Annotated in this window: 19 protein-coding genes and 1 tRNA gene; 16 read left to right on the top strand and 4 right to left on the bottom strand. The window is 59.7% G+C overall.

The genetic code is table 11. The features are described 5' to 3' along the window. Window positions 1–332: hypothetical protein (locus AB7E65_RS03250; RefSeq protein WP_428745262.1), on the top strand; the 332-nt coding region annotated here is incomplete at its 5' end. Then, window positions 329–781: a hypothetical protein gene (locus AB7E65_RS03245; protein ID WP_428745261.1), complete on the top strand. Its 453-nt coding sequence runs from the start codon at window positions 329–331 to the stop codon at window positions 779–781. The genes AB7E65_RS03250 and AB7E65_RS03245, both read left to right, overlap by 4 nt. A gap of 23 nt (window positions 782–804) precedes the next feature. Here the strand turns inward: AB7E65_RS03245 and AB7E65_RS03240 are convergent, their stop codons facing one another. Both AB7E65_RS03240 and tgt read right to left on the bottom strand, forming a co-directional pair. Continuing rightward, the gene (locus AB7E65_RS03240) at window positions 805–1,575 is read right to left on the bottom strand and encodes a hypothetical protein (RefSeq protein WP_235605438.1); all 771 of its coding nucleotides are present in this window, start codon (window positions 1,573–1,575) and stop codon (window positions 805–807) included. A 51-nt stretch (window positions 1,576–1,626) separates the two neighbouring features. After that, the gene (gene tgt, locus AB7E65_RS03235; protein WP_072285480.1) at window positions 1,627–2,736 is read right to left on the bottom strand and encodes a tRNA guanosine(34) transglycosylase Tgt; all 1,110 of its coding nucleotides are present in this window, start codon (window positions 2,734–2,736) and stop codon (window positions 1,627–1,629) included. A gap of 315 nt (window positions 2,737–3,051) precedes the next feature. On the opposite strand from tgt, the gene ftsH reads away from it, so the two are divergent. Both ftsH and pgm read left to right on the top strand, forming a co-directional pair. Continuing rightward, window positions 3,052–4,992: an ATP-dependent zinc metalloprotease FtsH gene (gene ftsH / locus AB7E65_RS03230; RefSeq protein ID WP_320361815.1), complete on the top strand. Its 1,941-nt coding sequence runs from the start codon at window positions 3,052–3,054 to the stop codon at window positions 4,990–4,992. A 136-nt stretch (window positions 4,993–5,128) separates the two neighbouring features. Beyond that, window positions 5,129–6,781, top strand: a complete 1,653-nt coding sequence (gene pgm / locus AB7E65_RS03225; RefSeq protein WP_428745260.1) for a phosphoglucomutase (alpha-D-glucose-1,6-bisphosphate-dependent) — start codon at window positions 5,129–5,131, stop codon at window positions 6,779–6,781. A 64-nt stretch (window positions 6,782–6,845) separates the two neighbouring features. Here pgm and eno read toward each other — a convergent pair whose 3' ends face one another. Beyond that, window positions 6,846–8,132, bottom strand: a complete 1,287-nt coding sequence (gene eno, locus AB7E65_RS03220) for a phosphopyruvate hydratase (protein WP_072285477.1) — start codon at window positions 8,130–8,132, stop codon at window positions 6,846–6,848. A gap of 201 nt (window positions 8,133–8,333) precedes the next feature. Between eno and AB7E65_RS03215 the strand changes: the two genes are divergently transcribed. The 9 genes from AB7E65_RS03215 to AB7E65_RS03175 are packed head-to-tail and all read left to right on the top strand — an operon-like array spanning window position 8,334 to window position 18,400. Further along, the gene (locus AB7E65_RS03215) at window positions 8,334–9,347 is read left to right on the top strand and encodes a PhoH family protein (protein WP_428745259.1); all 1,014 of its coding nucleotides are present in this window, start codon (window positions 8,334–8,336) and stop codon (window positions 9,345–9,347) included. Further along, on the top strand, window positions 9,331–11,706 hold the full coding sequence (locus tag AB7E65_RS03210; protein ID WP_428745258.1) for an HD family phosphohydrolase: 2,376 nt from the start codon (window positions 9,331–9,333) through the stop codon (window positions 11,704–11,706). Before AB7E65_RS03215 ends, AB7E65_RS03210 begins: the two co-directional genes overlap by 17 nt. Further along, entirely contained in the window at window positions 11,603–12,061 is a 459-nt protein-coding gene (gene ybeY / locus AB7E65_RS03205) for an rRNA maturation RNase YbeY (RefSeq protein WP_072285474.1), read from the top strand. Before AB7E65_RS03210 ends, ybeY begins: the two co-directional genes overlap by 104 nt. 9 nt (window positions 12,062–12,070) lie before the next feature. Further along, the gene (locus tag AB7E65_RS03200) at window positions 12,071–12,559 is read left to right on the top strand and encodes a diacylglycerol kinase family protein (protein ID WP_428745257.1); all 489 of its coding nucleotides are present in this window, start codon (window positions 12,071–12,073) and stop codon (window positions 12,557–12,559) included. Next, window positions 12,516–12,779, top strand: a complete 264-nt coding sequence (locus tag AB7E65_RS03195) for a phosphatase PAP2 family protein (protein WP_428745256.1) — start codon at window positions 12,516–12,518, stop codon at window positions 12,777–12,779. The genes AB7E65_RS03200 and AB7E65_RS03195 overlap by 44 nt, the downstream gene beginning before the upstream one ends. 44 nt (window positions 12,780–12,823) lie before the next feature. Beyond that, window positions 12,824–13,684, top strand: coding sequence for a hemolysin family protein (locus AB7E65_RS03190; RefSeq protein ID WP_083558406.1), 861 nt, complete (start codon window positions 12,824–12,826; stop codon window positions 13,682–13,684). Continuing rightward, window positions 13,681–15,204 carry an apolipoprotein N-acyltransferase gene (gene lnt, locus AB7E65_RS03185; protein WP_072285472.1) on the top strand — a complete coding sequence of 508 codons (1,524 nt, stop codon included), beginning with the start codon at window positions 13,681–13,683 and terminating at the stop codon, window positions 15,202–15,204. Before AB7E65_RS03190 ends, lnt begins: the two co-directional genes overlap by 4 nt. Before the next feature lie 4 nt (window positions 15,205–15,208). Continuing rightward, complete coding sequence (gene rlmKL, locus AB7E65_RS03180) at window positions 15,209–17,350, top strand: bifunctional 23S rRNA (guanine(2069)-N(7))-methyltransferase RlmK/23S rRNA (guanine(2445)-N(2))-methyltransferase RlmL (RefSeq protein WP_072285471.1); 2,142 nt, start codon at window positions 15,209–15,211, stop codon at window positions 17,348–17,350. A gap of 33 nt (window positions 17,351–17,383) precedes the next feature. Beyond that, window positions 17,384–18,400, top strand: coding sequence for a TPM domain-containing protein (locus AB7E65_RS03175; protein WP_072285470.1), 1,017 nt, complete (start codon window positions 17,384–17,386; stop codon window positions 18,398–18,400). 78 nt (window positions 18,401–18,478) lie between these two features. Here AB7E65_RS03175 and AB7E65_RS03170 read toward each other — a convergent pair whose 3' ends face one another. Then, entirely contained in the window at window positions 18,479–19,045 is a 567-nt protein-coding gene (locus tag AB7E65_RS03170) for a manganese efflux pump MntP family protein (RefSeq protein WP_072285469.1), read from the bottom strand. A gap of 371 nt (window positions 19,046–19,416) precedes the next feature. On the opposite strand from AB7E65_RS03170, the gene AB7E65_RS03165 reads away from it, so the two are divergent. From AB7E65_RS03165 to selB, 3 genes are all read left to right on the top strand, one after another. Beyond that, window positions 19,417–20,316 carry a selenium metabolism-associated LysR family transcriptional regulator gene (locus AB7E65_RS03165; RefSeq protein WP_072285468.1) on the top strand — a complete coding sequence of 300 codons (900 nt, stop codon included), beginning with the start codon at window positions 19,417–19,419 and terminating at the stop codon, window positions 20,314–20,316. A 195-nt stretch (window positions 20,317–20,511) separates the two neighbouring features. Then, a tRNA-Sec gene (locus AB7E65_RS03160) sits at window positions 20,512–20,609 on the top strand. A gap of 97 nt (window positions 20,610–20,706) precedes the next feature. Beyond that, entirely contained in the window at window positions 20,707–22,617 is a 1,911-nt protein-coding gene (gene selB, locus AB7E65_RS03155) for a selenocysteine-specific translation elongation factor (RefSeq protein WP_072285467.1), read from the top strand. Window positions 22,618–22,634: the final 17 nt, after the last annotated feature.

The following is a 22,634-nucleotide window of genomic DNA, read 5'->3' as shown; positions in this document are numbered from 1 at the left end:
CGGTGGCGGTTCCGGTGGCGGTTCCGGTGGCGGTTCCGGTGGCGGTTCCGGTGGCGGTTCGGGCGGCGGTTCCGGTGGCGGTTCCGGTGGCGGTTCCGGTGGCGGTTCCGGTGGCGGTTCCGGCGGTGGTTCCGGCGGTGGTTCCGGCGGTGGTTCCGGCGGTGGTTCCGGCGGTGGTTCCGGCGGTGGTTCCGGCGGTGGTTCCGGTGGCGGTTCCGGTGGCGGTTCCGGTGGCGGTTCGGGTGGCGGTTCGGGTGGCGGTTCCGGTGGCGGTTCGGGTGGCGGTTCGGGTGGCGGTTCCGGTGGCGGTTCCGGTGGCGGTTCCGGTGTGATTATCGGGACAGTGTCAGTGGCTGGCTTGCAACCAACAAGAACCGGCACGCCCCGCTTGGTTGGTTACTTGCCCTGTTATATCGTTCAGGGTATCGGACCGGTTGCCCCGGTTGCAGGTGAGGACGTTTCGGAGTCTGCCGCGGGTGGATCGTATCCGTTATCGGAGCGTCCGCTGCTTTGGGTCGGTGTCGGGCTGTTTATCGGTATCGCGATTTTGGCAAGCCTGGCGGTTCATGCTGTCGAAAAAAGGTATTGGCGTGCCGCTGTTTTGATTCCAGCCGGATTTATGCTTGCTTTTTTGATTTTCTATTTTTTTGCCGCACAGTCTTTAACTCTGGCGCAGATCATTCTCTCCCTGCTCGCCAAAGGAGGCGTAACGCTGATTACAGCTCTGCTGGTCGGTCTTCCCTTTAAAATTTATCGGAGTCGAAAAGCAACAGTGGTGTGATGGCAGAGAATGCGGGGATGCCCTCAGGCCAGGCCACGGCGGCGCATTTCCTGTTTGATCCACGACTTCTGGGAGGGTGTGAGGCGCTGCGAGGCGGCCAACTGGATAATTTCCGGACCTCGCATGCCCGGCAGCCAGAGAGCGAACCAGATGCCGGGGGTGCGTGGGTGTTTGAGGATGGCGGTGCGCAGGGTTTTGCGTGCCTTCCAGCGCGGATGTCTGGCGATGATGGAGATGTTTTCGGCGTCGGCCCGGACTCCGCGCAGGAACCGGGCTACCGCCATCTCCTGCAGCCGGGGGTTTTCCAGACAGGGTTCCATGAGGGCCGGATGGCCTTCCTTGAGCAGTTCCGCCACCACGGTTGCGGTGGCGCGGCGGGCGAGGGTGATCTTGTTGCCCAGAGGGGTGGTGGGCAGGCGCTGGATGATAAGGCGTTCGGCGGCCAGTTTCTGGTCCGGTGCGACGCCGGGCAGAAAACAGATGTCCAGCAGTTCGAACAGGTGCAGCAGCGGCAGCAGGGTTTGCAGCAGTGACGTGGGCAGATGAGGATGCCTGATCAGCGCCCGCCGGACTTTATGGCTCTGGCGGGCGTTTTCGGTCTGGTGAATGGCCCGCAGCAGATCCTCGCCAAGGTCCCTGCGCTTGAGCAGGGCCAGCAGATGCAGCTCATTCAGCGCCCGGTTTCGGAGTGCGGTGTGCAGCACCTCGGGCGCGGGATCCTGCATGGTGATGAACAGTTCTTCGCGGCTGCCGGTGAGGGCACGACGCAGGCGGCGCGCCAGGTCTGCATCCATCGCTTGAACCTCCGATTGGCCATCCATGGGTCACGCAGGACACCATCGCGATCAGCTTTCGGCGCCGTATTCTTCCAGAAAATTCTTCTTGAAGGCGGCAAAATCGTTGTTTTCAATCGCTTGCCGCACTTCGCTCATCATGTTCAGGTAAAAATGCACGTTGTGAATGGCGGCCAGGGTTGCCGACAGGATTTCATTTGATTTGAACAGGTGATGCAGATAGGCGCGGCTGAAATTGGCGCAGCAATAACAATTACACGAAGCATCCACCGGAAAAAAATCCCGCCGGTAGCGCCGGTGTGTCAGACGGATGCGCCCGCGCCGCGTGAACAGGGTGGCGCTGCGGGCATAGCGGGTCGGAATGACGCAGTCGAACATATCCATGCCGCGCTCGACGCTTTCCAGGATATCCTCGGGCAGTCCCACCCCCATCAGGTAGCGCGGCTTGTTTTCGGGCAAGCGGTGGGCCGTATAGTCGACGACTTTCTTGAGCAGATCCAGCCCCTCGCCGACGCTGACGCCGCCGATCGCGTAACCGGGGAAATCCATTCCGGTCATCTGCCGGGCGCACTCCTGGCGCAGATCCTCGTAGATGCTTCCTTGTACGATGCCGAAAAGCGCCTGATCGGCACGGCCGTGACTTTTCAGGCAGGCCTCCGCCCAGCGCAGGGTTTTGCGAATCGATGTCGCGGCGTAGGCGTGGGTCGAAGGGTAGGGGATACATTCGTCAAACGCCATGATGATGTCGGCGCCAAGGGCATTCTGGATCGCCATGGCCTCGGAAGGCCCCAGAAAGATTTCTTCCCCGGTGATTTCATGACGGAAAAACACCCCGGTTTCGGTGATGCGTTTTTTCGGCAGCGAGAATACCTGAAAGCCGCCGCTATCGGTCAGAATCGGCCGATTCCAGTGCATGAAACGGTGCAGTCCCCCGGCTTTTTCAATCAAGCCCTCCCCGGGCGCAAGGTGCAGGTGGTAGGTGTTGGAAAGGATGATCTGCGCGCCGGTCTCCTCAACCTGGGCCGGGGTCATGGCTTTCATGGCGCCATGCGTGCCGACCGGCATGAAAATCGGGGTTTCTATGGTGCCGTGCGGTGTCGAGAGCCGGCCGCGGCGTGCGGCGGTTCCGGAATCCCTGGCGAGTAATGAAAATTCAAACATGGTCGCGGCCATCCCTGGAATTTTGAAGGTAGAATAAGAAGGTGCAGGATGCGGCCGGCTGTTTTCGACCACGCCGGGACTTTAGCAGAAGGATTCGCCGAAAGCAACCATCCGGGGCTGTCGTTTCCACGGGGCGGGCCTTGCGGCGGGTTGTCCTGGCGCAAAGCGCCAAAAAGCATTTGTCTGTGAAATTTGTTACTATTTTGACAGGTCGTTTCCCTGTGGCAGGGGCAGGCGGATCAGAATGGATCTTGCAGGATGTGCGATGCCCGTCGGCAGGCATCATCCTGACGGCACGGATGAAAGGAAGCACCTATGACGCGTGGTCTTTTCTGGCAGTTGATCATTGTTGTGACAACCATCCTGATGGTCAACTACGCGTTGACGAAACTGACGCCGCCAACCCGGGAGACGGTTGCGGAGGTGAGTTACAGTCGTTTCAAGGCGGAACTGGGTGCCGAAAATGTGGCAGCCGTCACCTTTGAAGGCAACAGCCTGGACGGTCGCCTGAAGGAACGGGTATTGCTGGAGGGTACCGCCGAAACAGAAGGCGACAAGAGCTTCCTGCTGTTTCGCACCACCCTGCCGCCCGTGTCCGACCCGCAATTGCTTCAGGAACTGGAAAAACGTAAGGTCGAGGTTGCTGTGCGTCCCGAAAAAAAACCGTCGGCCTGGACCACCGCCCTGATTTATCTCTTTCCGTGGCTTCTGATCATCGGTGTCTGGTGGTTCATCCTCAAGGGGATGCGCACCCGGCAGGGGCCCGGTGGCGGAGTCATGGGCGGTTTCGCCAAATCCGGCGCCAAAATGTATACCAAGGAACGATCCCGCGTGACGTTTGCCGACGTGGCCGGGCTTGAGGAAGCCAAGCAGGAATTGATGGAGATCGTGGAATTTCTGCGCAATCCCAAACGGTTCATGCGGCTGGGGGCCAAGGCGCCGCGCGGCGTGCTGCTGGTGGGACCGCCAGGCACCGGCAAGACCCTGATGGCGCGCGCCGTGGCGGGAGAAGCGGGGGTGCCGTTCTTCACCATCTCGGCCTCCCAGTTTATCGAAATGTTTGTCGGCGTGGGCGCCAGCCGGGTTCGCGATCTTTTTGGAAATGCCAAGAAAAATGCGCCCAGCATTATCTTCATCGATGAACTCGATGCCGTCGGGCGTTCCCGCGGCACCGGCCTTGGCGGCGGCAACGACGAGCGGGAACAGACTCTCAATCAGCTGCTGTCGGAGATGGATGGCTTCGAAGCCCATGACGAGGTGATTGTCATGTCCGCCACCAATCGTCCGGACGTTCTCGATCCGGCCCTGCTGCGTCCCGGCCGCTTCGATCGACAGGTGGTGGTGGAGCGTCCCGACTGGCGCGCCCGGGGGGAGATCCTCAAGGTGCACACCCGCAAGGTGCCGCTGGCAGACGATGTCGATCTGCAGCTTCTTGCCCGCAGCACGCCGGGGATGTGCGGCGCCGATCTGGAGAATCTGGTTAACGAAGCGGCCCTTATCGCGGCCCGCGAGGATGCCCAGCAGGTTTGCATGGCCCATTTCGAGCGGGCCAAGGACCGGGTGCTCATGGGTACCGAGCGCAAACTGGTCATGTCTCAGCAGGAAAAGCGCATCACCGCTTACCATGAGGCGGGGCATACCCTGCTGGCGCGCCTGAGCCCCGGCGCCGACCCGATCCACAAGGTGTCGATTATTCCGCGCGGTCAGGCCCTGGGGGTGACGCAGCAGTTGCCGGTGGATGACCGCTATCACTATTCCCGCACCTACCTGATGACCCGCATCGCCGTCAGCCTCGGTGGACGGGCCGCCGAAAAGGCGGAGTTCGAGGAGCTGTCCACCGGCGCCCAGAACGACCTCAAGCAAGCCACCGAACTGGCCGAAAAAATGGTCTGCCAGTGGGGCATGAGCGAACGCATCGGTCCCATGAGTTTCAGTCGCGGCGAAGAGCACCCATTTCTGGGCCGCAAGCTTGCCAGCGACAATTCATTCAGCGAACACATGGCCTGGATAATCGACCAGGAGATCGAAAAGATCGTCAAGACCGGCGAGCAGCAGGCCGATGAGATCATCGGTGGCAATCTGTTCGCATTGGGAAAACTGGCCGAAGCCCTGCTCGAGGAAGAAGTTCTCGACAGCCGGAGGGTGGATGAAGTGCTGCGCGAGGCCGGCATCGAGGTGAAGAGCACGGCCCGGACAAAATCCGAAGAAGGCGTTTTGCTGCAGGGTGAATTGGCGGGCGGCGGGGTGGAGAACTGAGGGTGGTTGCGTTGCGTGGCTGTCGGTGATATCGGGGGTGGTAACCGTGACTTGACAGTCGTTGCAGGTTCTATAGACTGGCGGTGTTGTGATCCCCGGCCAATGCAATGAACGATGATTTCAAGGAGGCGCAGATATGCAGATTCACCCTCTGGCGGGACAGCCGGCACCGAAGTCGATCCTTTGCAACATTCCAAGGTTGATCAGCGATTACTATACGCGGCACCCCGACCCGGACGATGAGACCAACCTGGTCAGTTTCGGTACATCGGGGCATCGCGGCTGTGCGACCCATGGATCGTTCAACGAGGATCACATTTTCGCCATCGTGCAGGCAATCTGCGATTACCGGGCCGCTGCGGGCATCGACGGGCCTTTGTTCCTGGGTATGGACACCCATGCGCTTTCCGAGCCGGCCCACGCCACGACATTGCAGGTGCTGGCGGCCAACGGGGTACAGGTACGCATCGCAGCCGGTTCGGGCTATACTCCCACGCCGGTCATCTCCCACGCGATTCTCGCCTGGAACCGCTGGCGGAAGCAACATCGGGCCGACGGCATCGTTATTACGCCATCCCACAACCCGCCGGATAATGGCGGCATCAAGTACAACCCACCCCATGGCGGCCCGGCCGACACCGACGTGACTGCAGCGGTTGCCGACCGAGGCAACGCTTATCTGCGCCACGGCCTGAAGGGGGTGAAGCGTGTCCCGTACCCGCAAGCCCTCGGCGCATCCACCACCGTTTCGCACGATTACGTGACACCTTATGTGAATGACCTCATTCATGTCATCGACATGGAAGCGATCAGGGACGCCGGTCTGCGCATCGCGGCTGACGCTCTGGGCGGATCCGGTCTCGGCTACTGGCGTCCGATCGCCGAGAAGTACGGACTGAATATCGACGTGATTCATGGATGCCCGGATCCGACCTTCGGCTTCATGTGTGTCGACAAGGATGGCAAGATCCGTATGGACTGTTCTTCCGCCAGTGCCATGGCGGGCCTGATCGGACTCAAGGACGATTATGATATCGCTTTCGGCAATGATCCCGATTTCGACCGTCACGGTATCGTGACCCCGTCGGCGGGGCTGATGAATCCCAATCATTATCTGGCGGTGGCCATCAACTATCTTTTCCGTCACCGAAGCGGTTGGAGCCAGACCGCCGCGGTTGGCAAGACATTGGTGTCATCATCGATGATCGACCGCGTCGCCGCCGATCTGGGACGCCCGCTATCGGAAGTGCCGGTCGGATTCAAATGGTTCGTCGACGGCCTGGCCGACGGCAGTTGCGGTTTTGGCGGTGAAGAAAGTGCCGGAGCTTCCTTTTTGCGCATGGACGGCTGCGTATGGTCCACCGACAAGGACGGCATCATTCTCAGCCTGCTGGCGGCGGAGATTACCGCCGTCACCGGACGTGACCCGGCCCAGCATTACCAGTACCTGGCGCGCAAGTTCGGCGACCCTGTTTATGCCCGCATCGACGCCGGTGCCACGCCTGCCCAGAAAGCGGTGCTTGGCAATCTTTCCCCCGCACAGGTTGCGGCTACCCACCTTGCCGGAGAACCGATTCGGGCCAAACTTACCCGTGCTCCCGGCAATGGTGCCGGTATTGGCGGCCTCAAGGTCGCGGCTGAAAATGGCTGGTTTGCGGCCCGTCCGTCGGGCACCGAGGATATTTACAAAATTTATGCGGAATCATTTCTCGGCGAGGCGCACCTGAATCAGATCCAGGACGAGGCGCGCGCTATCGTCGGCGCGGCGTTGAAGGCTGCAGGGGTTTAGGAAACAGCGAAGGCCCGCGGCAAACCGCGGGCCTTCGCTGTGTTGCAGACGGTTCCGAGACGGATCAGCGCAGGTTGTAGAATACTCCCCGGCCGTTGAAACAGGCGGCGTCACCGAGCTGATCCTCGATGCGCAGCAGCTGATTGTATTTGCATACCCGGTCGGTGCGGCTGGCGGATCCGGTTTTGATCTGTCCGGCATTGGTGGCCACGACCAGGTCGGCGATGGTGGTGTCTTCGGTTTCGCCGCTGCGGTGGGAGACGACGGCGGTGTAGCCGGCGCGTTTGGCCATTTCGATGGCTTCCAAAGTTTCGGTCAGGGTGCCGATCTGGTTGAGCTTGATAAGGATGGAGTTGGCGATGCCCTTGTCAATGCCCTGTTTGAAGATTTTGGTGTTGGTGACGAACAGGTCGTCGCCGACAATCTGGATACGCTTGCCGAGTTTGTCGGTCAGCAGCTTCCAGCCGTCCCAGTCGTTCTCGGCCATGCCGTCTTCGATGGAGACGATGGGGTATCGATCGACCAGATCGGCATAAAAATCGACCAACTCAGCGGCGGTCTTGAGCGGTTGGGCTTCGTTGGCCAGATTGTATCTGCCGTCGGCGTAGAGTTCGGAAGCCGCCACATCGAGGGCCAGCAGCACATCTTCACCCGGTTTGTAGCCGGCGACCCGGATGGCTTCCATGATAACCTCGAGGGCTTCCTCGTTGCTTTTGAGATTGGGGGCAAAGCCGCCTTCGTCGCCGACGGCGGTGTTGCAGCCGCGCTTTTTCAGCACCGACTTCAGGGCGTGGAAGATTTCCGCGCCCATGCGCAGCGCTTCCCTGAAGCAAGAGGCGCCGGCGGGCATGATCATGAATTCCTGGATGTCGACATTGTTGTCGGCGTGGGCGCCGCCGTTGAGGATGTTCAGCATCGGCAGCGGCAGTTCGCGGGCATTGGGGCCGCCCAGGTACTGGTACAGGCTCAGGCCGAGTTCGTCGGCGGAGGCCCTGGCGCAGGCCAGGGAAACGCCGAGCATGGCATTGGCGCCGAGGTTTGATTTGAACTCGGTGCCGTCGAGTTCGATCATCCTGCGGTCGATGGCTGCCTGTTCCGTCGAATCCCACCCCAGAAGCTCGGCGGCGATCACGTTGTTGACGTTGTCCACCGCCTTGAGAACCCCCTTGCCCAGGTAACGGGCGGGGTCGCCGTCACGCATTTCCAGCGCTTCACGTTCGCCGGTGGAGGCACCGCTTGGCACGGCGGCGCGGCCCATGGCGCCACTTTCGAGATAAACCTCGACTTCAACTGTGGGATTTCCCCGTGAATCGAGGATTTCGCGGGCATAGATATCGACGATTTCGCTCATGATAAGCCCCTTTGCTAAAAGTGTTGGATTAATGAAGATTTATGCCGGCTGGGCGGCCGACCCTGTTATAGCATATTGGTTTGCAATTGGAACCTCTTTTTTGGTCTGGTCTGGTGACTGCAACCTCCGAAAAGGATTGATTTGCCCGCTGAACAATGGTAAAGGAAGAGTATCAAATTCTTAAAAATAAAAGGATATTTTTTGAATACACGGAATTCCCAGGGGAGGTTCGCGGCTGATGATCAGCGGCTCGCGAACCTCCTTTTCGGTCAAGCCAACAGCAACCTCAGGCAGATCGAGCGAATCCTCGGGGTACGCATTACCTCCAGGGGCGGCGAACTGCAGATTTTCGGGGACGATCATCAGACCGCGCTGACCCAGCGGCTGCTCGAGCAGTTGTATGAGGTACTGAAAGCGGATTACCCTCTGTACCCACCCGATATCGATTATGCCATACGCATTCTCAGCGCCGATGGCACGGTCCGTCTGAAGGATATTTTTCTCGACACCGTCTGCATTTCCGCGCGCAAGAAAATCATCTCGCCCAAAAGTCTCGCCCAGAAGGGCTATATCGACGCCATCCGTGGCAACGAGGTGGTGTTCGGCATCGGCCCCGCGGGGACCGGCAAGACCTATCTGGCCATGGCCATGGCGGTTTCCTTCCTGCTGAAAAAGGAAGTAGCGCGGATCGTTCTGGTGCGACCGGCGGTGGAAGCGGGAGAAAAGCTCGGCTTTCTGCCCGGCGACATTGCCGAGAAGGTCAATCCCTATCTGCGGCCCCTTTACGATGCTCTTTTCGATATGCTCGATTACGATCGCGGCCAGATGCTGATTGACAAGGGGATTATCGAGGTGGCGCCGCTGGCCTTCATGCGCGGGCGCACCCTCAACGATGCTTTCGTGATTCTCGACGAGGCGCAGAATACCACCGCCGAGCAGATGAAAATGTTTCTGACACGGCTGGGGTTCGGTAGTCGTGCGGTCATCACGGGCGACGTCACCCAGATCGACCTGCCGACCGGGCGCCGCTCGGGATTGCTGGAAGCGGTCGATGTCCTGCAGGACATCGATGGTATCCATTTCAACTATTTTTCCGATCGCGATGTCGTGCGGCATCCCATCGTCCAGGCCATTGTCAAGGCCTATGACCGTAAAAGGGGCGATGGGGCGGCCACAGGCAAAGGAGACACGGATTGCCATGACCGGCAAGACTGATCGCAAGCAGGAAACCCCTGCCCGCAGAGGCAGGCCTGCTTCCGTTTTCATGAGTTTGAGATTTTCGCTGGATCAGAACACCCAACGCAACCTGCTGCTGTTGCTGGTGAGTCTTCTGATTGCCTTTATCGTCATCCCCAAGGGCAATTTCATTCCCGGATTCTATCAGCCCGGCGACATCGCCCAGCGCAACGTCAAGGCTCCTCGCGACCTGCTGGTGCCCGACGAGGTGCTGACGGAAAAGAAACAGCGTGAAGCCGCCGATGCGGTGCTGCCGCTTTACGATTACGATCCGCGCGCGGGACACGATATCACGGAGCGTCTGAAGCAGTCCTTCATGATCCTCGACAAAGCGCCCGCACCGGAAACAGTGCGGCGAAAGGAGCTCGAAGCGCTGCTCGGCATCGGTTTGTCCGATGCGGAGCTGGCGGTGTTCCGCCGGGTAGCCTCGCGTCCGGAACAGGCTTCTCTTCTGGTGCAGTCACTGCGGGATGTCATGCAGAACCAGATCGTGGGAAATCTCAAGCTGTTTCAGACCGGGGGCGAGCACGGCATTGTGATGCGCAACCTGGTTACCCGGCAGGAACAGATTGCCCGGGGTCTTGACCAGGTGATCGGCATTGGCGATGCCATCGATATTGTGGGAGAGCAGCTCCGGGACATCCAGCCGTTGAACAATGGAGACCGGGCCGCGCTCATGGCCCAGGTCGGCAAGCTGTTGCGGCCGAATCTGACCTATAACCAGAGTGAAACCGAAAGCCGCAGACAGGCCGGCAGGGATGCCGTCAAACCGGTTCTCATGCAGGTCAAGAAAGGCGAGATGATCGTTCGCGAAGGCGAGCGGGTTACGGGCGAGCAGCTGGCCAAACTCAAGGCCTTTCGCGAGTTGGGCAGCGATCATCTGTCCCTGCGCATGGCGGCCGGGCTGTTTTTGATGATGTTGTTGCTGCTTTCCGTCGCGCACCGGTACGGACGGCGCAATATCAGCAAATACCGCGTGGACAACCGCGACCTGACATTCATGGCGGTGACTTTCGCCGGACTGTTCATCCTGGTCAAGCTGTCCATATTTATCTGCAGCGCCCTGGAAGGTTCATTCCCCTATATCGAGTCTTCCAGTTATTATTACGCCTTTCCCTTTGCGGTCGGCGCCATGCTGGTTCGCATCGTACTCAATTCGGAGGTGGCGCTGCTTTTCGGACTGGTCTTTTCCATGGTCGTCGGCCTGCTGTTCGGCGACAATCTGCATATGGCCCTGTTTGCCCTGGTCGGCAGTTTCACCGGTGGGCATTGGGTGCGGCACTGCATTCAGCGCACTACCCTCTATCAGGCCGGATGGCAGCTGTCCCTGGTCAATGTGAGCACGGTGCTGGCCACCCAGTTGATCGCCGGGCGCGGCTTCGATACCCAGATGTTCTACAAGGCCGGTTTCGGTTTTGCCGGCGGTTTCATCTGCGCGCTGCTGGTCACCGGACTGGTACCGCTGGTCGAGGCGCTGTTCAAATACACCACCAATATCAAGTTGCTGGAACTGGCCAACATGAATACGCCGCTGTTGCGCGAGTTGATGATCCAGGCTCCCGGCACCTATCACCACTCCATCATCGTCGGCAACCTGGCCGAGGCCGCTGCCGAAACCATTGGCGCCAATCCGTTGATGGCCCGCGTGGCGGCGTACTATCACGATATCGGAAAGATCCGCAAGCCCCTGTATTTCGTGGAGAACATCGGTACACAGGAGAACCGGCACAATAAACTCAGCCCTTCCATGAGCGCCCTGATTCTTATGTCTCATGTCAAGGAAGGAGCCGACATGGCCCGCGAAAACAAGCTTGGACAGACCCTGATCGATATCATTCGCCAGCACCACGGCACCGCCCTGATCAAGTTCTTTTATGACAAGGCCAAAAATCTCGAGGATCCGGGGGTTCAGCAGGTCAACGAACGCGATTACCGTTACCCGGGGCCCAAGCCCCAGACCCGCGAGGCGGCGCTGATAATGCTGGCCGACGCCATCGAGGCGGCCAGCCGCACCCTCACTGATCCGACCCCGGCGCGTATTCAGGGCATGGTGCAGAAGATCATCAACAATATTTTTATCGACGGTCAACTCGACGAATGCGAACTGACCCTCAAGGACCTGCACAACATCGCCAAGAGTTTCAACCGCATCCTGGCTGGCATCTTCCACCACAGGATCGATTACCCCGAGCCCGTTCACAAAGAACGGGAGAAGGAAACGGTCAAGAAGAAAAATGGGGATGATTCACATCGAGAACCGCCAAAAGAATCAAAAGATAGCGCTGGAAACGCTGCAAAAGGTAGCTCAGAGGATCTTAAACGACTCGGGATGTCCTGATGCCGAGTTGTCGGTGGTGATCGTCGACGACATCGAGATCCGCGAAATCAATCGGGATTATCTGCAGCGTGACAAGTCGACCAACGTCATCTCCTTCGCCATGCAGGAAGGGGAGGGCTCGGGACTGCACCCCGAACTGCTCGGTGACGTGATCATTTCCGCCGACACCGCGGCACGGGATGCGCGCGAAGCGGAGTTGTCTTTCGAGAGCGAGTTGTACTTTCTGCTGCTTCATGGCATTTTGCACCTGCTTGGCTACGATCACGAGCGTGGTACCCAGGAGCAGGCGCAGCTTATGGAAGAGCGTGAAGCGCAGCTGTTCGCCGGGATCCGGGAAGAATTTCTCAATGGCTGAGTGTCCGGCATGAAACCCGCCAAGGGCGTGCATTTCAGCTTCAACTGTGCCATCGAGGGATTTCTGTGGGCGGTCCGCACCCAGCAGCATATGCGCTGTCATTGCCTGGTAGCTGTCGGGGTGGTTCTGGCCGGGTTGATTTTCAGGGTGACCGCGCTTGAATTCATCCTGCTGGTGTTTGCCATTGTGCTGGTGCTTTTTGCCGAACTGGTCAATACCGCCTGCGAAACCCTGGTCGATCTGGCCTCGCCGGATTTCCATCCTCTGGCCCGCCGGGTCAAGGATGTTGCAGCGGGGGCGGTGCTGCTGGTCAGCGTGGGCGCCGCCATCGTGGGGTATCTGATCCTGTCAGGGTACGTCTTTGCCCCCCCCCGGCGACCAGCCGGCAAGCCATCTGGGCGGGGTAGCACCAGGGGAGCTGGCGGTTTTCAGTCTGGCGACGGTGATTCTGCTGGTGGTTCTGCTCAAGGCCTGGGCCGGGCGCGGCACGCCGCTTGAGGGCGGCATGCCCAGCGGCCATGCAGCCTTCGCTTTCTCCGTGGCGACCACGGTAGCACTGGCCCCGGTCGGCTCGGTGGTGATGCTCCTGACCCTGTCTCTGGCCGTTATGATCGCCCATAGTCGCATTTACATGGGGATCCACAGCGTACAGGAGGTTCTGGCCGGCGCCATGCTCGGTGCCGGGGTGACCTGGGTTCTGCACCTTTGTTTTGGCTGAAAGGCCCCGAAACATCGAGTTTTCCATTTATCCGGAGGAGACATTTGGACGACGACAGTTCTGGAAACAGGCCGGCTTTCTGGCACCGCCTCAAGGATGTGTTGCTGCCGGGCCGCCGGCGGATCCGTACCGAACAGGAATTGCAGGCAGTGATCGATGCCTCGGAAGAAGAAGGCATCATCAATGAAGAAGAAGGCGAGATGCTGCATTCCATATTCGAATTCGGGGAAACCATCGTACGCGAGATCATGGTTCCCCGCACCGATATGCGCTGCTGCAGCATCGATGCTTCAGTCCGCGAGGTTCTGGATGCCATCATCGACTCCGGGCACTCCCGCATTCCTGTTTACCAGGGCACGACCGATCACATCGTGGGGCTGATCTATGCCAAGGATCTTCTCAAATTCTGGGGCAAGGCATCGGCCGATATCGATCTGGCCGGCATCATGCGCGAGCCTTACTTCGTGCCCGAAACCAAAAAGATCGAGGAGCTGTTCAAGGAATTCCGTACCCGCCGGGTACATATGGCCATTGCCATCGATGAGTACGGGGGGACTTCCGGGCTGATCACCATCGAGGATCTGATCGAAGAAATTGTCGGCGACATCCAGGACGAATACGATCTGGAGGAGGACTGGCTGTTGCCGCAGGAGGACGACAGTTTGCTGGTTGATTGCCGCCTCAATATCGATGAATTCGAGGATTATTTCGGCATCACCATCTCTCGCGAGCGGTTCGATACCGTCGGCGGGTGGTTGTTTCATCTGTTGGGAAGGGTGCCCCACCGGGGCGAGGAAATCGTTTCTCAGGGACTGGTGATGACCGTCGAACAATGTGACGAGCGTAAAATTCATGCTGTGCGTGTGCGCCGTGACAGCGGCGCCGAAACGCCTTCCGCGCCATGAAACCGCGTCTCCCCGATACGGCCCTTTTGTGGGCCTTTTTTTCCGGACTATTGCTGGCCCTGTCGTTTCCCCGCCCGGACCTGGCAGCTTTTGCCTGGTTCGGGCTGGTGCCTTTGCTGCTGGTGTGCCGGGAACGGCCCTTCGCTACAGGGTTTGCCGCCGGCCTGGGGTTTTTCGGACTGGTTCTGTACTGGCTGAATATTGTCATGGTCCGCTACGGCCAGCTGCCGCCGCTGCTCTCCGGGGTCGCTTACCTGTTGTTGTGCGCCTATTTGGCGACCTTTTTCGGCGTTGCCATCTGGGGCTCCCGGCGTCTGCAGACACGCCTGGGCGTTGCCATGCCCCTGAGCCTGCCGGTCATCTGGGTGGCCGTCGAGTTCGTGCGCTCCTTCTTCCTCACCGGCTTTCCCTGGGCCAGCCTCGGTTACTCCCAGCAGAGTCGGTTGGCTGTTATTCAGTGCGCCGATGTTTTCGGGCCCTATGGCCTGAGTTTCCTGCTGGTTCTTGCCAATGCTACCCTGGCGGGAGTGGTATCATGGTTCCTGCGACGCCCGGAGACTTCGTTTCCGCGCCTTGCGCTGGCCGTCACCCTGCTGCTGATGGCGGGCAACCTGGCTTACGGCCGCTACCGGCTGGCCAATGATCCCGATCGTCGCGAAGCGGTTCTGAGGACGGTTCTGGTCCAGGGCAACATCGATCAGTCGCGGAAGTGGGATCCGGCTTACCAACGGGCGACCATCGATGTCTACCGTCGCCTGTCCCTGCAACCGGAGCAGCCGGCGCAGTTGGTGGTCTGGCCCGAAAGCGCCGTGCCGTTTTTTTTTCAGGAATCCGGTGCACTTTCGGAGCAGGTGCGGCAGGTCGCTGCCGACCGCAACGCCTGGCTGCTGTTCGGCAGTCCGGCCTATGAGGATATCAATCGACGCCGACATTATCTCAACAGCGCGTTTCTGCTGGCGCCCGATGGTGAGGAACTGGGACGTAGCGACAAGGTGCACCTGGTGCCCTTCGGAGAGTACGTGCCACTGAAAACCTTTCTGCCCTTTATCGATAAACTGGTGGTCGGGATTGGCGAGTTTTCCCCGGGGACTATCAGCCCCCTGCCGATGAACGGGCACAAGATCGGGGTGTTGGTCTGCTTCGAGGGGATTTTTCCGGAACTGGCCCGTGAATATGTGCGCCGCGGCAGCGATCTGCTGGTGAATATCACCAACGACGCCTGGTTCGGGCGTTCCTCGGCTCCATACCAGCATCTGGCCATGGCCCGCTTCCGCGCCGTGGAAAACCGCGTCTGGCTGGCACGCGCCGCCAATACCGGGATCTCGGCCCTGATTGCGCCCTCGGGACGCATCACGGCAAGGACCGATCTGTTCGAGACGGCGGCCCTGCAGGGCATTGCCGGACTTGGCAGCAGACCGACCTTTTATAACCGTTTCGGCGATATTCTGCCCTGCGTATGTCTTGTTACCGGCCTGGTCTGGTGTTTCAGCGCCTGGCGGCGCCGCGGCCTCGAAAGTTGAATGAATGGAATTATCGCTACGATTTTTTGTCACGGCGCCCAAGGGCATCGAATCCCTGCTGGCTGATGAACTGCGGGTGTTAGGTGCCCTCGACGTCTCGGAAACCCGGGCCGGCGTCTCTTTTCAGGGAACGTTGGAGACGGCCTACCGTGTTTGCCTGTGGTCGCGGCTGGCCAGTCGTGTACTGATGCCTCTGGCCGAATTCCCGGCTGCCGATGCCGATGCGTTGTACGCCGCTACCAGGGAAATTCCCTGGGAAGAACATCTGCGCCCCGGCGGTACGCTGGCCGTCGATGCGTCGGTACGGCGTTCGCAGATCCACCATTCACGGTTTGCCGCCTTGCGTGTCAAGGATGCGGTGGTGGACCGTTTCCGCGATCGCTTCGATCAGCGACCCTCGGTGGATCTCGAACGTCCTGCTATCCGCATCAATCTGCACATCGACCGCGATCAGGCGACTCTGAGCCTCGACCTGTCCGGCGACAGCCTGCACCGGCGCGGCTACCGGGCCGAAGGGGTGCTGGCGCCGCTCAAGGAGAACCTCGCCGCCGCGGTTCTGCTGCGGGCCGGATGGCCGCAGTTGGCGGCCCGGGGCGGCGCCCTGGTCGATCCTTTGTGTGGGTCCGGCACGCTGGTGATCGAGGCCGCGCTGATGGCTGGCGATTGCGCGCCCGGCCTGACCCGTCCCTATTGGGGATTTTCCGGCTGGCTGCAGCATCGCGCCGGTCTCTGGGAAGGGCTGCTGGACGAGGCTCGGCAGCGCCGCGAAGCAGGCTTGCAACGCTTGCCGGTCATGGTTGGCTACGATCGGGAGCGACAGGCGATTCGCGCCTCGCTGGAGAATGCCGACAAGGCCGGACTGCGGCAACATCTGCACTTTGAACGTTGCGAACTGAGTGATTTTCAGGCCGTTCCCGGGACCTCGGACTGCCCAGGCCTGCTGGTCTCCAATCCTCCCTACGGCGAGCGTCTCGGCGAGGTCAAAGAATTGCGTTCCCTTTATGAATTGCTGGGGCAAAAACTGCGCGAATATTTCGGCGGCTGGCAGGCCTCCATCCTTACTGGCAATCCCGATCTGGCCAAACATATCGGCGTTCGTGCCCAGAAGCTCTACACGCTTTACAATGGTGCCCTGGAATGCCGATTGCTCAATTTTGACATTGCCGAAGAACGCTTCTTTGGTGCCGATGCACCGCAGGCCCCGCTCAGCGAAGGGGCCCGGATGTTCGCCAATCGTCTGCGCAAGAACTACAAGCAGCTCAAGCGCTGGCTGCAAAAGGAGGATGTCACCTGTTTCCGGCTCTATGATGCCGACATGCCCGAATACGCCGTCGCCGTCGATGTGTATGAAGACCGCGTGCATGTGCAGGAATACCAGGCGCCGCCTTCCATCGATAGCCGCCAGGCAGAGCGACGCTTGCGCGAGGCGATGCGGGTGTTGCCGGAGGTACTGGAAGTCCAACCTGAAGCCATTTCCCTCAAGGTACGCCGCAAACAGAAAGGCTCCAGCCAATATCAGAGGTTCGACCGGACCGGCGAGCGTTTCGAAGTGCGGGAAGGCAACTGCTGGTTTCTGGTCAATCTGACCGACTATCTCGATACCGGCCTGTTTCTCGATCACCGTCCGACGCGTTTCATGCTGCAGGCCATGGCCGAGGGCAAGCGCTTCCTCAACCTGTTCGCCTATACCGGCACCGCCACCGTGCACGCCGTCAAAGGCGGTGCGGCCACAAGCGTTACCGTTGATATGTCCCGTACCTACCTCGAGTGGGCCCAGGCTAATCTGCGGCTCAATCAACTGGCCGGCCCGCAGCACCGTTTCATCGTCGCCGATGTGTTGCAATACCTGGAGCGGGAGAAGGAACACTACGATCTGATTTTCCTCGATCCGCCGACTTTCTCCACCTCCAAGTCGATGGAAACGACTCTCGATATCCAGCGCGATCACGTGTCCCTTATCCGCCTCGCCGCCAATCTGCTGAGCCCCGATGGAGTGCTGATCTTTTCCAACAACTTCCGTAAATTCCGCATGGATTTCGCGTCGCTGCCGGAACTGGAAATCGAAGACATTACCGCCGCTACCATCCCAAGGGATTTCGCCCGCAATCCGAGAATTCACAATTGCTGGCGGATTACGCGGCGTTAGGAGTTTGTCGGGGTTCAAAACAAGGGGTGGGGCATGAGGGGCTTTTTGTTTTGTGTGATGCTGGGTCTGGCGCTGCTGTTGGCTGCCTGCGGGGATCGATACATCGACGACCGCGCCGGCTTGATGAGCGCCGATGAAGAGCTGCGGTTGCGGACTTTTCAGAAAAAACTGCTGCAGGAACTCGACATCGAACTGCAGGTCGTGGTGCTGGATGACGCCTGCGGCGATCTGGACTCGCTGTCGGCACAGCTTGTCGAACAGCATGGCATCGGGAAACGCACCAGGGGGACCCGCGGGGTTTTGCTGCTGGTCGATCCGGTTGGCCGGCAGGTGCGCATGGAGATCGGCTACGATCTGGAGGGGATCTTTCCCGACGCCTTCATCGGTTATATCGAGCAGCGCCAGATGGCGCCCTTCTTTGAAGCGGGGCGCCTCGGCGCCGGGATCGAGGCAACCGCCGAACTGGTGGTCGGCAAGGCCCTTGGCGCCATTGACGAGGCTGGTTACGATCCGTCGGCCGCAGCGGGCGGTTTGGCCCACCTTTCGGGGGGCGGCGGGGCGCGCAGCGCCGTTGACATCGGCATCGGCGTGGTGGACAAGCCGCTGCTCGAGGACGCTTCGGCTTTTGGCGCCCAGTCTTCGCCGGAGCAGGCTCTGGAAGCCTATCTGGAAGTGCTTCGCGGGCACATCAAGGACCCCGGACTCGGCCTTTATTCTCCTGAAACCCAGGACTTTTTCCGCCAATGGCTGGTGACCGACGCCCAGCAGGACAATGAGCGGCGCAAGCTGGAGTCTCATATCGGTCAGGGCAAGGTTTTTCAGCATGACGGCCGGGCCGTGATCCGGTTTCCGTTGGCCGAGACGGGCGCGGCACCTTATTTTCTGGTTTGGGGCGACGGCGGCTGGATGCTTGATTTTGCATCCATGCACAAGCTGATCGGCTTCAATCATCGCAATCAGTGGCACTTGCGCAGCCTCGATCACAACTATATGTTCGGCTTTGTCGACTGGCGCTTCGATCGACACGGATTTCCCTGCGCCAAACCTTGATTGCGCCGACAGATCCTTGTTCAGAGGTGCTGCCAGGGTACCTTTTCCCTGGTCTTTGCGGCCGGGCCGGGGAGTTTGTCAGATCCCCAACGTATGCTCCCAAAGGATTTTCAGGCCGATGCCGATGAGGATGACGCCGCCGGCAATCTCCACGGGCCGGCCCCAGCGGGCGCCGGCCCGGCGGCCAAGCAGCATGCCGATCACTGTCATCACCAGGGCAACCATGCCGATGACCAGCGCAGGAAACCATACCGAAATGCCGACGATGGCCAGTGACAAGCCCACCGCCAGGGCATCGATACTGGTCGCGACCGACAGCATGATAAGCGACATGCCCCGTGTCGGGTCATCCCGCGATGCACGGGTTTCCCCGTCCTGAAACGCCTCCCGAATCATTTTCCCGCCTACAAACGCCAGTAGGGCGAAGGCTACCCAGTGGTCGTAGCTCTCGATCCAGCGTTGCACGGTGAGGCCGGCCAGCCAGCCGACAACCGGCATCATGGCCTGAAAAAGGCCGAAGTGCCAACCGAGGCGGAACAGATGTCTGGCGGTCAGCCGTTCCAGTACCAGGCCGCAGCCGAGAGCCACGGCAAACGCGTCCATGGCCAGGGCAATCGCCAGGCCGAAAAGCGTGATCATATCCATTAAAACCTGTCTTTCCAATCATGTTCCGACCTTTTGATCGGTATGTGCAACGCGGATTTTTGGGGCGTTCCGGAAGCCACGTTTGCTGCTGGGAAGGGCTGGCGTCTGTGCCGGCTGGCAGTCTGCCCCGACCACGGTTTCTGCCCGCGAACAGGCGCGCATTCTAGCACAGGTACGCTACCGGCAGCGAGGCGAGAATGGATTTTTCGAAGGATTGACGTCTGGTTGACATACGTCCGGAGACTTTGAGACCTGGCATCTTCGCAAAAACTTTTCTATTCAAAAAAATCATGCTATATAGTGAAAAAATCAATGAAAGCTCGAGCCGCATGGTTCTAGCTACCTGCTCGATACCTTTTTTGAGGATGTTCATGAACCTGAAACAGCTTGAAGTATTCATTGCCGTTGCGGACAGCGGCAGTTTTTCCCGAGCCGCGGAATCTGCTTTTCTCACCCAGTCAACCGTCAGTCAGCACATCTCATCGCTTGAAAAAGAGTTCGATTTGAAATTGCTTGACCGGACCGGAAAGGGGGCGTTTCCCACCGAGGCCGGAAAACTGCTGCTGGAGCACGCCCGGCGCATCCTTCAGGAAGGCCGGGACGTGGCACTGGCTCTCAATCGTTTTCGGGGGCTTGCCGAGGTGGCCCTGAAAATCGGTGGCAGCAATATTCCTGCATGCTACATGATCCCGGACTGCATATTTTCCTTTCGGGAGAACTATCCCGGCGTTGTCATAACCCTTTATCAGGGTGACAGCAGGGAGACCCTTGAGCGGCTCAAGTGTGAAGAAGTGGAGTTCGCGCTGGTCGGCACCACCTTCGCTGAGAAGGATCTGGTTTTTACGCCCCTTGCTCCCGACAGGATATCCCTGGTGGTGCCGGCGGGTCATCGCTGGTACGGCAAAAAGGACATTGCCGTGGAAGAGCTTCTGGATGAGCCCCTGATTCTTCGCGAATCGGGTTCGGGAACCGGCAGTTCCTTTCGCGACGCACTGGTCAGGGCGAACCTCGATCCCGATCAACTGAACGTTTCCTTGTGTCTGGGCAGCAACGAAGCGGTCAAACAGGCCATTCTGAATGGTGCCGGCATCTCCTTTGTGTCCGAACTGTCGGTCAGAAAGGAATGCGAGCGCGGAGAACTGTTTCTTGTCGCGGTCCGGGGAATGGTCATTTCCCGGCATTTTTATCTCGTGACCCGGAGGGGGCGATCGCTTTCTCCCGCCGCCGAAGCCTTTGTCGACAGCATTTTGCAACGTTTTGGCCTGGAATAGTGCGCGGTGGCCGATCTGTCCGGCGCGGCGACACTTTCTAAAACGGGCATAAGAGGTTGCATAAATTCAAATGATCGGGTAGTATCTGCTGCGCATTGGAAACGATACGGGAGAGCGCTCAGGGCCGGGTTCTGGCTGCTGGCAGTGTTATAGAACCCCGGACTCGTGCCATGCAGATCCGTTATTGCAGATCATGGAAGCGCGTCGGTCGCTGGTGGGCCGCCCGGTCTTCAAAACCGGTGTGGGGGGTGAGAAACTTCCCAGGTGGGTTCGATTCCCATGCGCTTCCGCCAAATTCCCCGCTCCCCACCCGGTTTTTCTGAAATACAGCGCATCCGGTTTTCTTTCCGTTCCACTATCGTGTCTCACAGCAGTTGGTAAGGGCATTGTATGAAACACCTTATTCTTGGTACCGCCGGGCATATAGACCATGGCAAAACATCGCTGGTCAAGGCCCTGACGGGCATCGATACGGACCGTCTCAAGGAAGAGAAGGCAAGGGGCATCACCATCGAACTCGGTTTCGCGCATCTGGAATTGCCGGACGGCGTGCAGTTCGGGATTGTGGACGTTCCTGGCCATGAGCGATTTGTGCGGGCCATGGTGGCTGGTGTTGGCGGCATGGACCTGGTCATGCTGGTGATTGCCGCCGATGAAGGCGTTATGCCCCAGACTCGCGAACACCTGGAGATCTGCCAGTTGCTCGGGGTCAGGCAAGGTCTGGTGGCCCTTGCCAAGTGCGACATGGTGGATGAGGAATGGCTGCATCTGGTGATGGAAGAGGTGCGCGATTATCTGGCGGGAAGTTTCCTGGAACAGGCACCGATCATCCCGGTTTCGTCAAAAACCGGCGCCGGCCTGGATGAGCTCAAGGCCACCCTGGGGCAGCTTGCCGCCGAAATAGAGGAAAAGCCCACCGACGGCCCTTTCAGGCTGCCGGTTGACCGAGTTTTTACCGTTGCGGGATTTGGCACCGTCGTTACCGGCACCCTGCTTTCCGGGGAAATCGCCACTGGCGATGAGGTGGAAATTCTGCCTTCCGGCCTGACCTCGCGGGTGCGCAGCGTGCAGACCCACGGCAAAAAATCGGAACGCGGTTCGGCGGGACAGCGGCTGGCGGTCAATCTGCAGGGTGCCGATTATGGCGATATGTCCCGGGGCGACGTGGTTGTGCCGCGTGGGGTGTTTCGCGCGACCCGTACCGTGGACGCCCGCATCGATTATCTGTCTTCGGCCCCACGGGATCTGAAGCATCGCGCAACGCTGCGCCTGCATTCGGCCACTTACGAAGTACCGGCGCAGATCATTCTGCTGGATCGGGATACCCTGGCACCAGGGGACTCCGCCTTTGTGCAGCTGCGCCTCAGAAACCCGGTTCTGCTTCTGCCCGGGGATCTGTTCATTGTGCGCAGCTATTCACCGCAGATTACCGTTGGCGGCGGTGTGGTGATCGATCCTGCGCCGCCGCGGCGCAGGCGTCGTTCCGCGCAGGCCCTCGAACTTCTCGATGCGCTCAGTGAAGGGGCGGATGCGGACAAACTCCTGCTTCTGGTTCGGGAGAGCCTGCTGTCCGGCCTGAGTTTGGAGGATCTTGTCATTCGCAGCGGCCTTCCGGCGCCACGAGCCGAGGCCGCCCTCGCGGCACTGCTTTCCCAGGGTGAAATTGTTCAGGCACTGCGAAAGCCTCGGATTTTCCTGGCAAAAGAAGCATTTGAACGTCTCAAGTGCCTGCTGCTTGCAGGGTTGGAAGACTACGTGAAGGACAATCCCCACAAGGAGGGGATCGGAAAAGAAGAGTTGAAGGCGTGCATTCCGAAACGCAGCGATATCCGCTTCTTCCCGCTGGTCCTGCATGCCTTGGAGAAGGACGGCACCGCACAGGTTGACCGGGATCTGGTAAAAAAGCCGGGCCATAAGGCTTTTGCCGTTGCCGACCGGGGCGAGCTTCTGTCCAGGCTGGAAGCCGCTCTGGCAGCCGGCGGGACCGAACCGCCCACCATCAAGGAATTGTGCGAGACAGTGAGCGGCAGTGAGAAAAGCGTCCTGGATTATCTGAATCTGCTGGTCCGCGAGGGACGGGTGGCAAAGGTCAAGGCCGATCTTTTCTACGATCCCGAAACCCTTCGGCAGCTGCAGGACAAGCTGGTTGGCTTCCTGCGGGAAAATGACGGCATAACCCCTCCGCAGTTCAGGGAACTGACCGGCTTGTCCCGCAAATACATGATCCCTCTTCTGGAGTATTTCGACCAGGAAAAGATCACCATCCGGGTTGGCGACAAGAGGGTGCTGAGAAAGCGATAGGCGACAGGTTTGCGCGA

The sequence above is a fragment of the Syntrophotalea sp. genome, assembly GCF_050253115.1.
Lineage (GTDB): Bacteria > Desulfobacterota > Desulfuromonadia > Desulfuromonadales > Syntrophotaleaceae > Syntrophotalea > Syntrophotalea acetylenica.
This window is presented reverse-complemented; position numbering and strand designations above follow the sequence as displayed.

Bases quoted from the DNA above. Each gene is read 5' to 3' on its own strand.
- ftsH (WP_320361815.1), top strand. From the start codon at position 3,052: ATGACGCGTGGTCTTTTCTGGCAGTTGATCATTGTTGTGACAACCATC.
- selB (WP_072285467.1), top strand. From the start codon at position 20,707: ATGAAACACCTTATTCTTGGTACCGCCGGGCATATAGACCATGGCAAA.
- rlmKL (WP_072285471.1), top strand. From the start codon at position 15,209: ATGGAATTATCGCTACGATTTTTTGTCACGGCGCCCAAGGGCATCGAA.
- lnt (WP_072285472.1), top strand. From the start codon at position 13,681: ATGAAACCGCGTCTCCCCGATACGGCCCTTTTGTGGGCCTTTTTTTCC.
- AB7E65_RS03165 (WP_072285468.1), top strand. From the start codon at position 19,417: ATGAACCTGAAACAGCTTGAAGTATTCATTGCCGTTGCGGACAGCGGC.
- AB7E65_RS03210 (WP_428745258.1), top strand. From the start codon at position 9,331: ATGACCGGCAAGACTGATCGCAAGCAGGAAACCCCTGCCCGCAGAGGC.
- pgm (WP_428745260.1), top strand. From the start codon at position 5,129: ATGCAGATTCACCCTCTGGCGGGACAGCCGGCACCGAAGTCGATCCTT.
- AB7E65_RS03240 (WP_235605438.1), bottom strand. From the start codon at position 1,575: ATGGATGCAGACCTGGCGCGCCGCCTGCGTCGTGCCCTCACCGGCAGC.
- AB7E65_RS03170 (WP_072285469.1), bottom strand. From the start codon at position 19,045: ATGGATATGATCACGCTTTTCGGCCTGGCGATTGCCCTGGCCATGGAC.
- AB7E65_RS03175 (WP_072285470.1), top strand. From the start codon at position 17,384: ATGAGGGGCTTTTTGTTTTGTGTGATGCTGGGTCTGGCGCTGCTGTTG.
- tgt (WP_072285480.1), bottom strand. From the start codon at position 2,736: ATGTTTGAATTTTCATTACTCGCCAGGGATTCCGGAACCGCCGCACGC.
- ybeY (WP_072285474.1), top strand. From the start codon at position 11,603: ATGGGGATGATTCACATCGAGAACCGCCAAAAGAATCAAAAGATAGCG.
- AB7E65_RS03200 (WP_428745257.1), top strand. From the start codon at position 12,071: ATGAAACCCGCCAAGGGCGTGCATTTCAGCTTCAACTGTGCCATCGAG.
- eno (WP_072285477.1), bottom strand. From the start codon at position 8,132: ATGAGCGAAATCGTCGATATCTATGCCCGCGAAATCCTCGATTCACGG.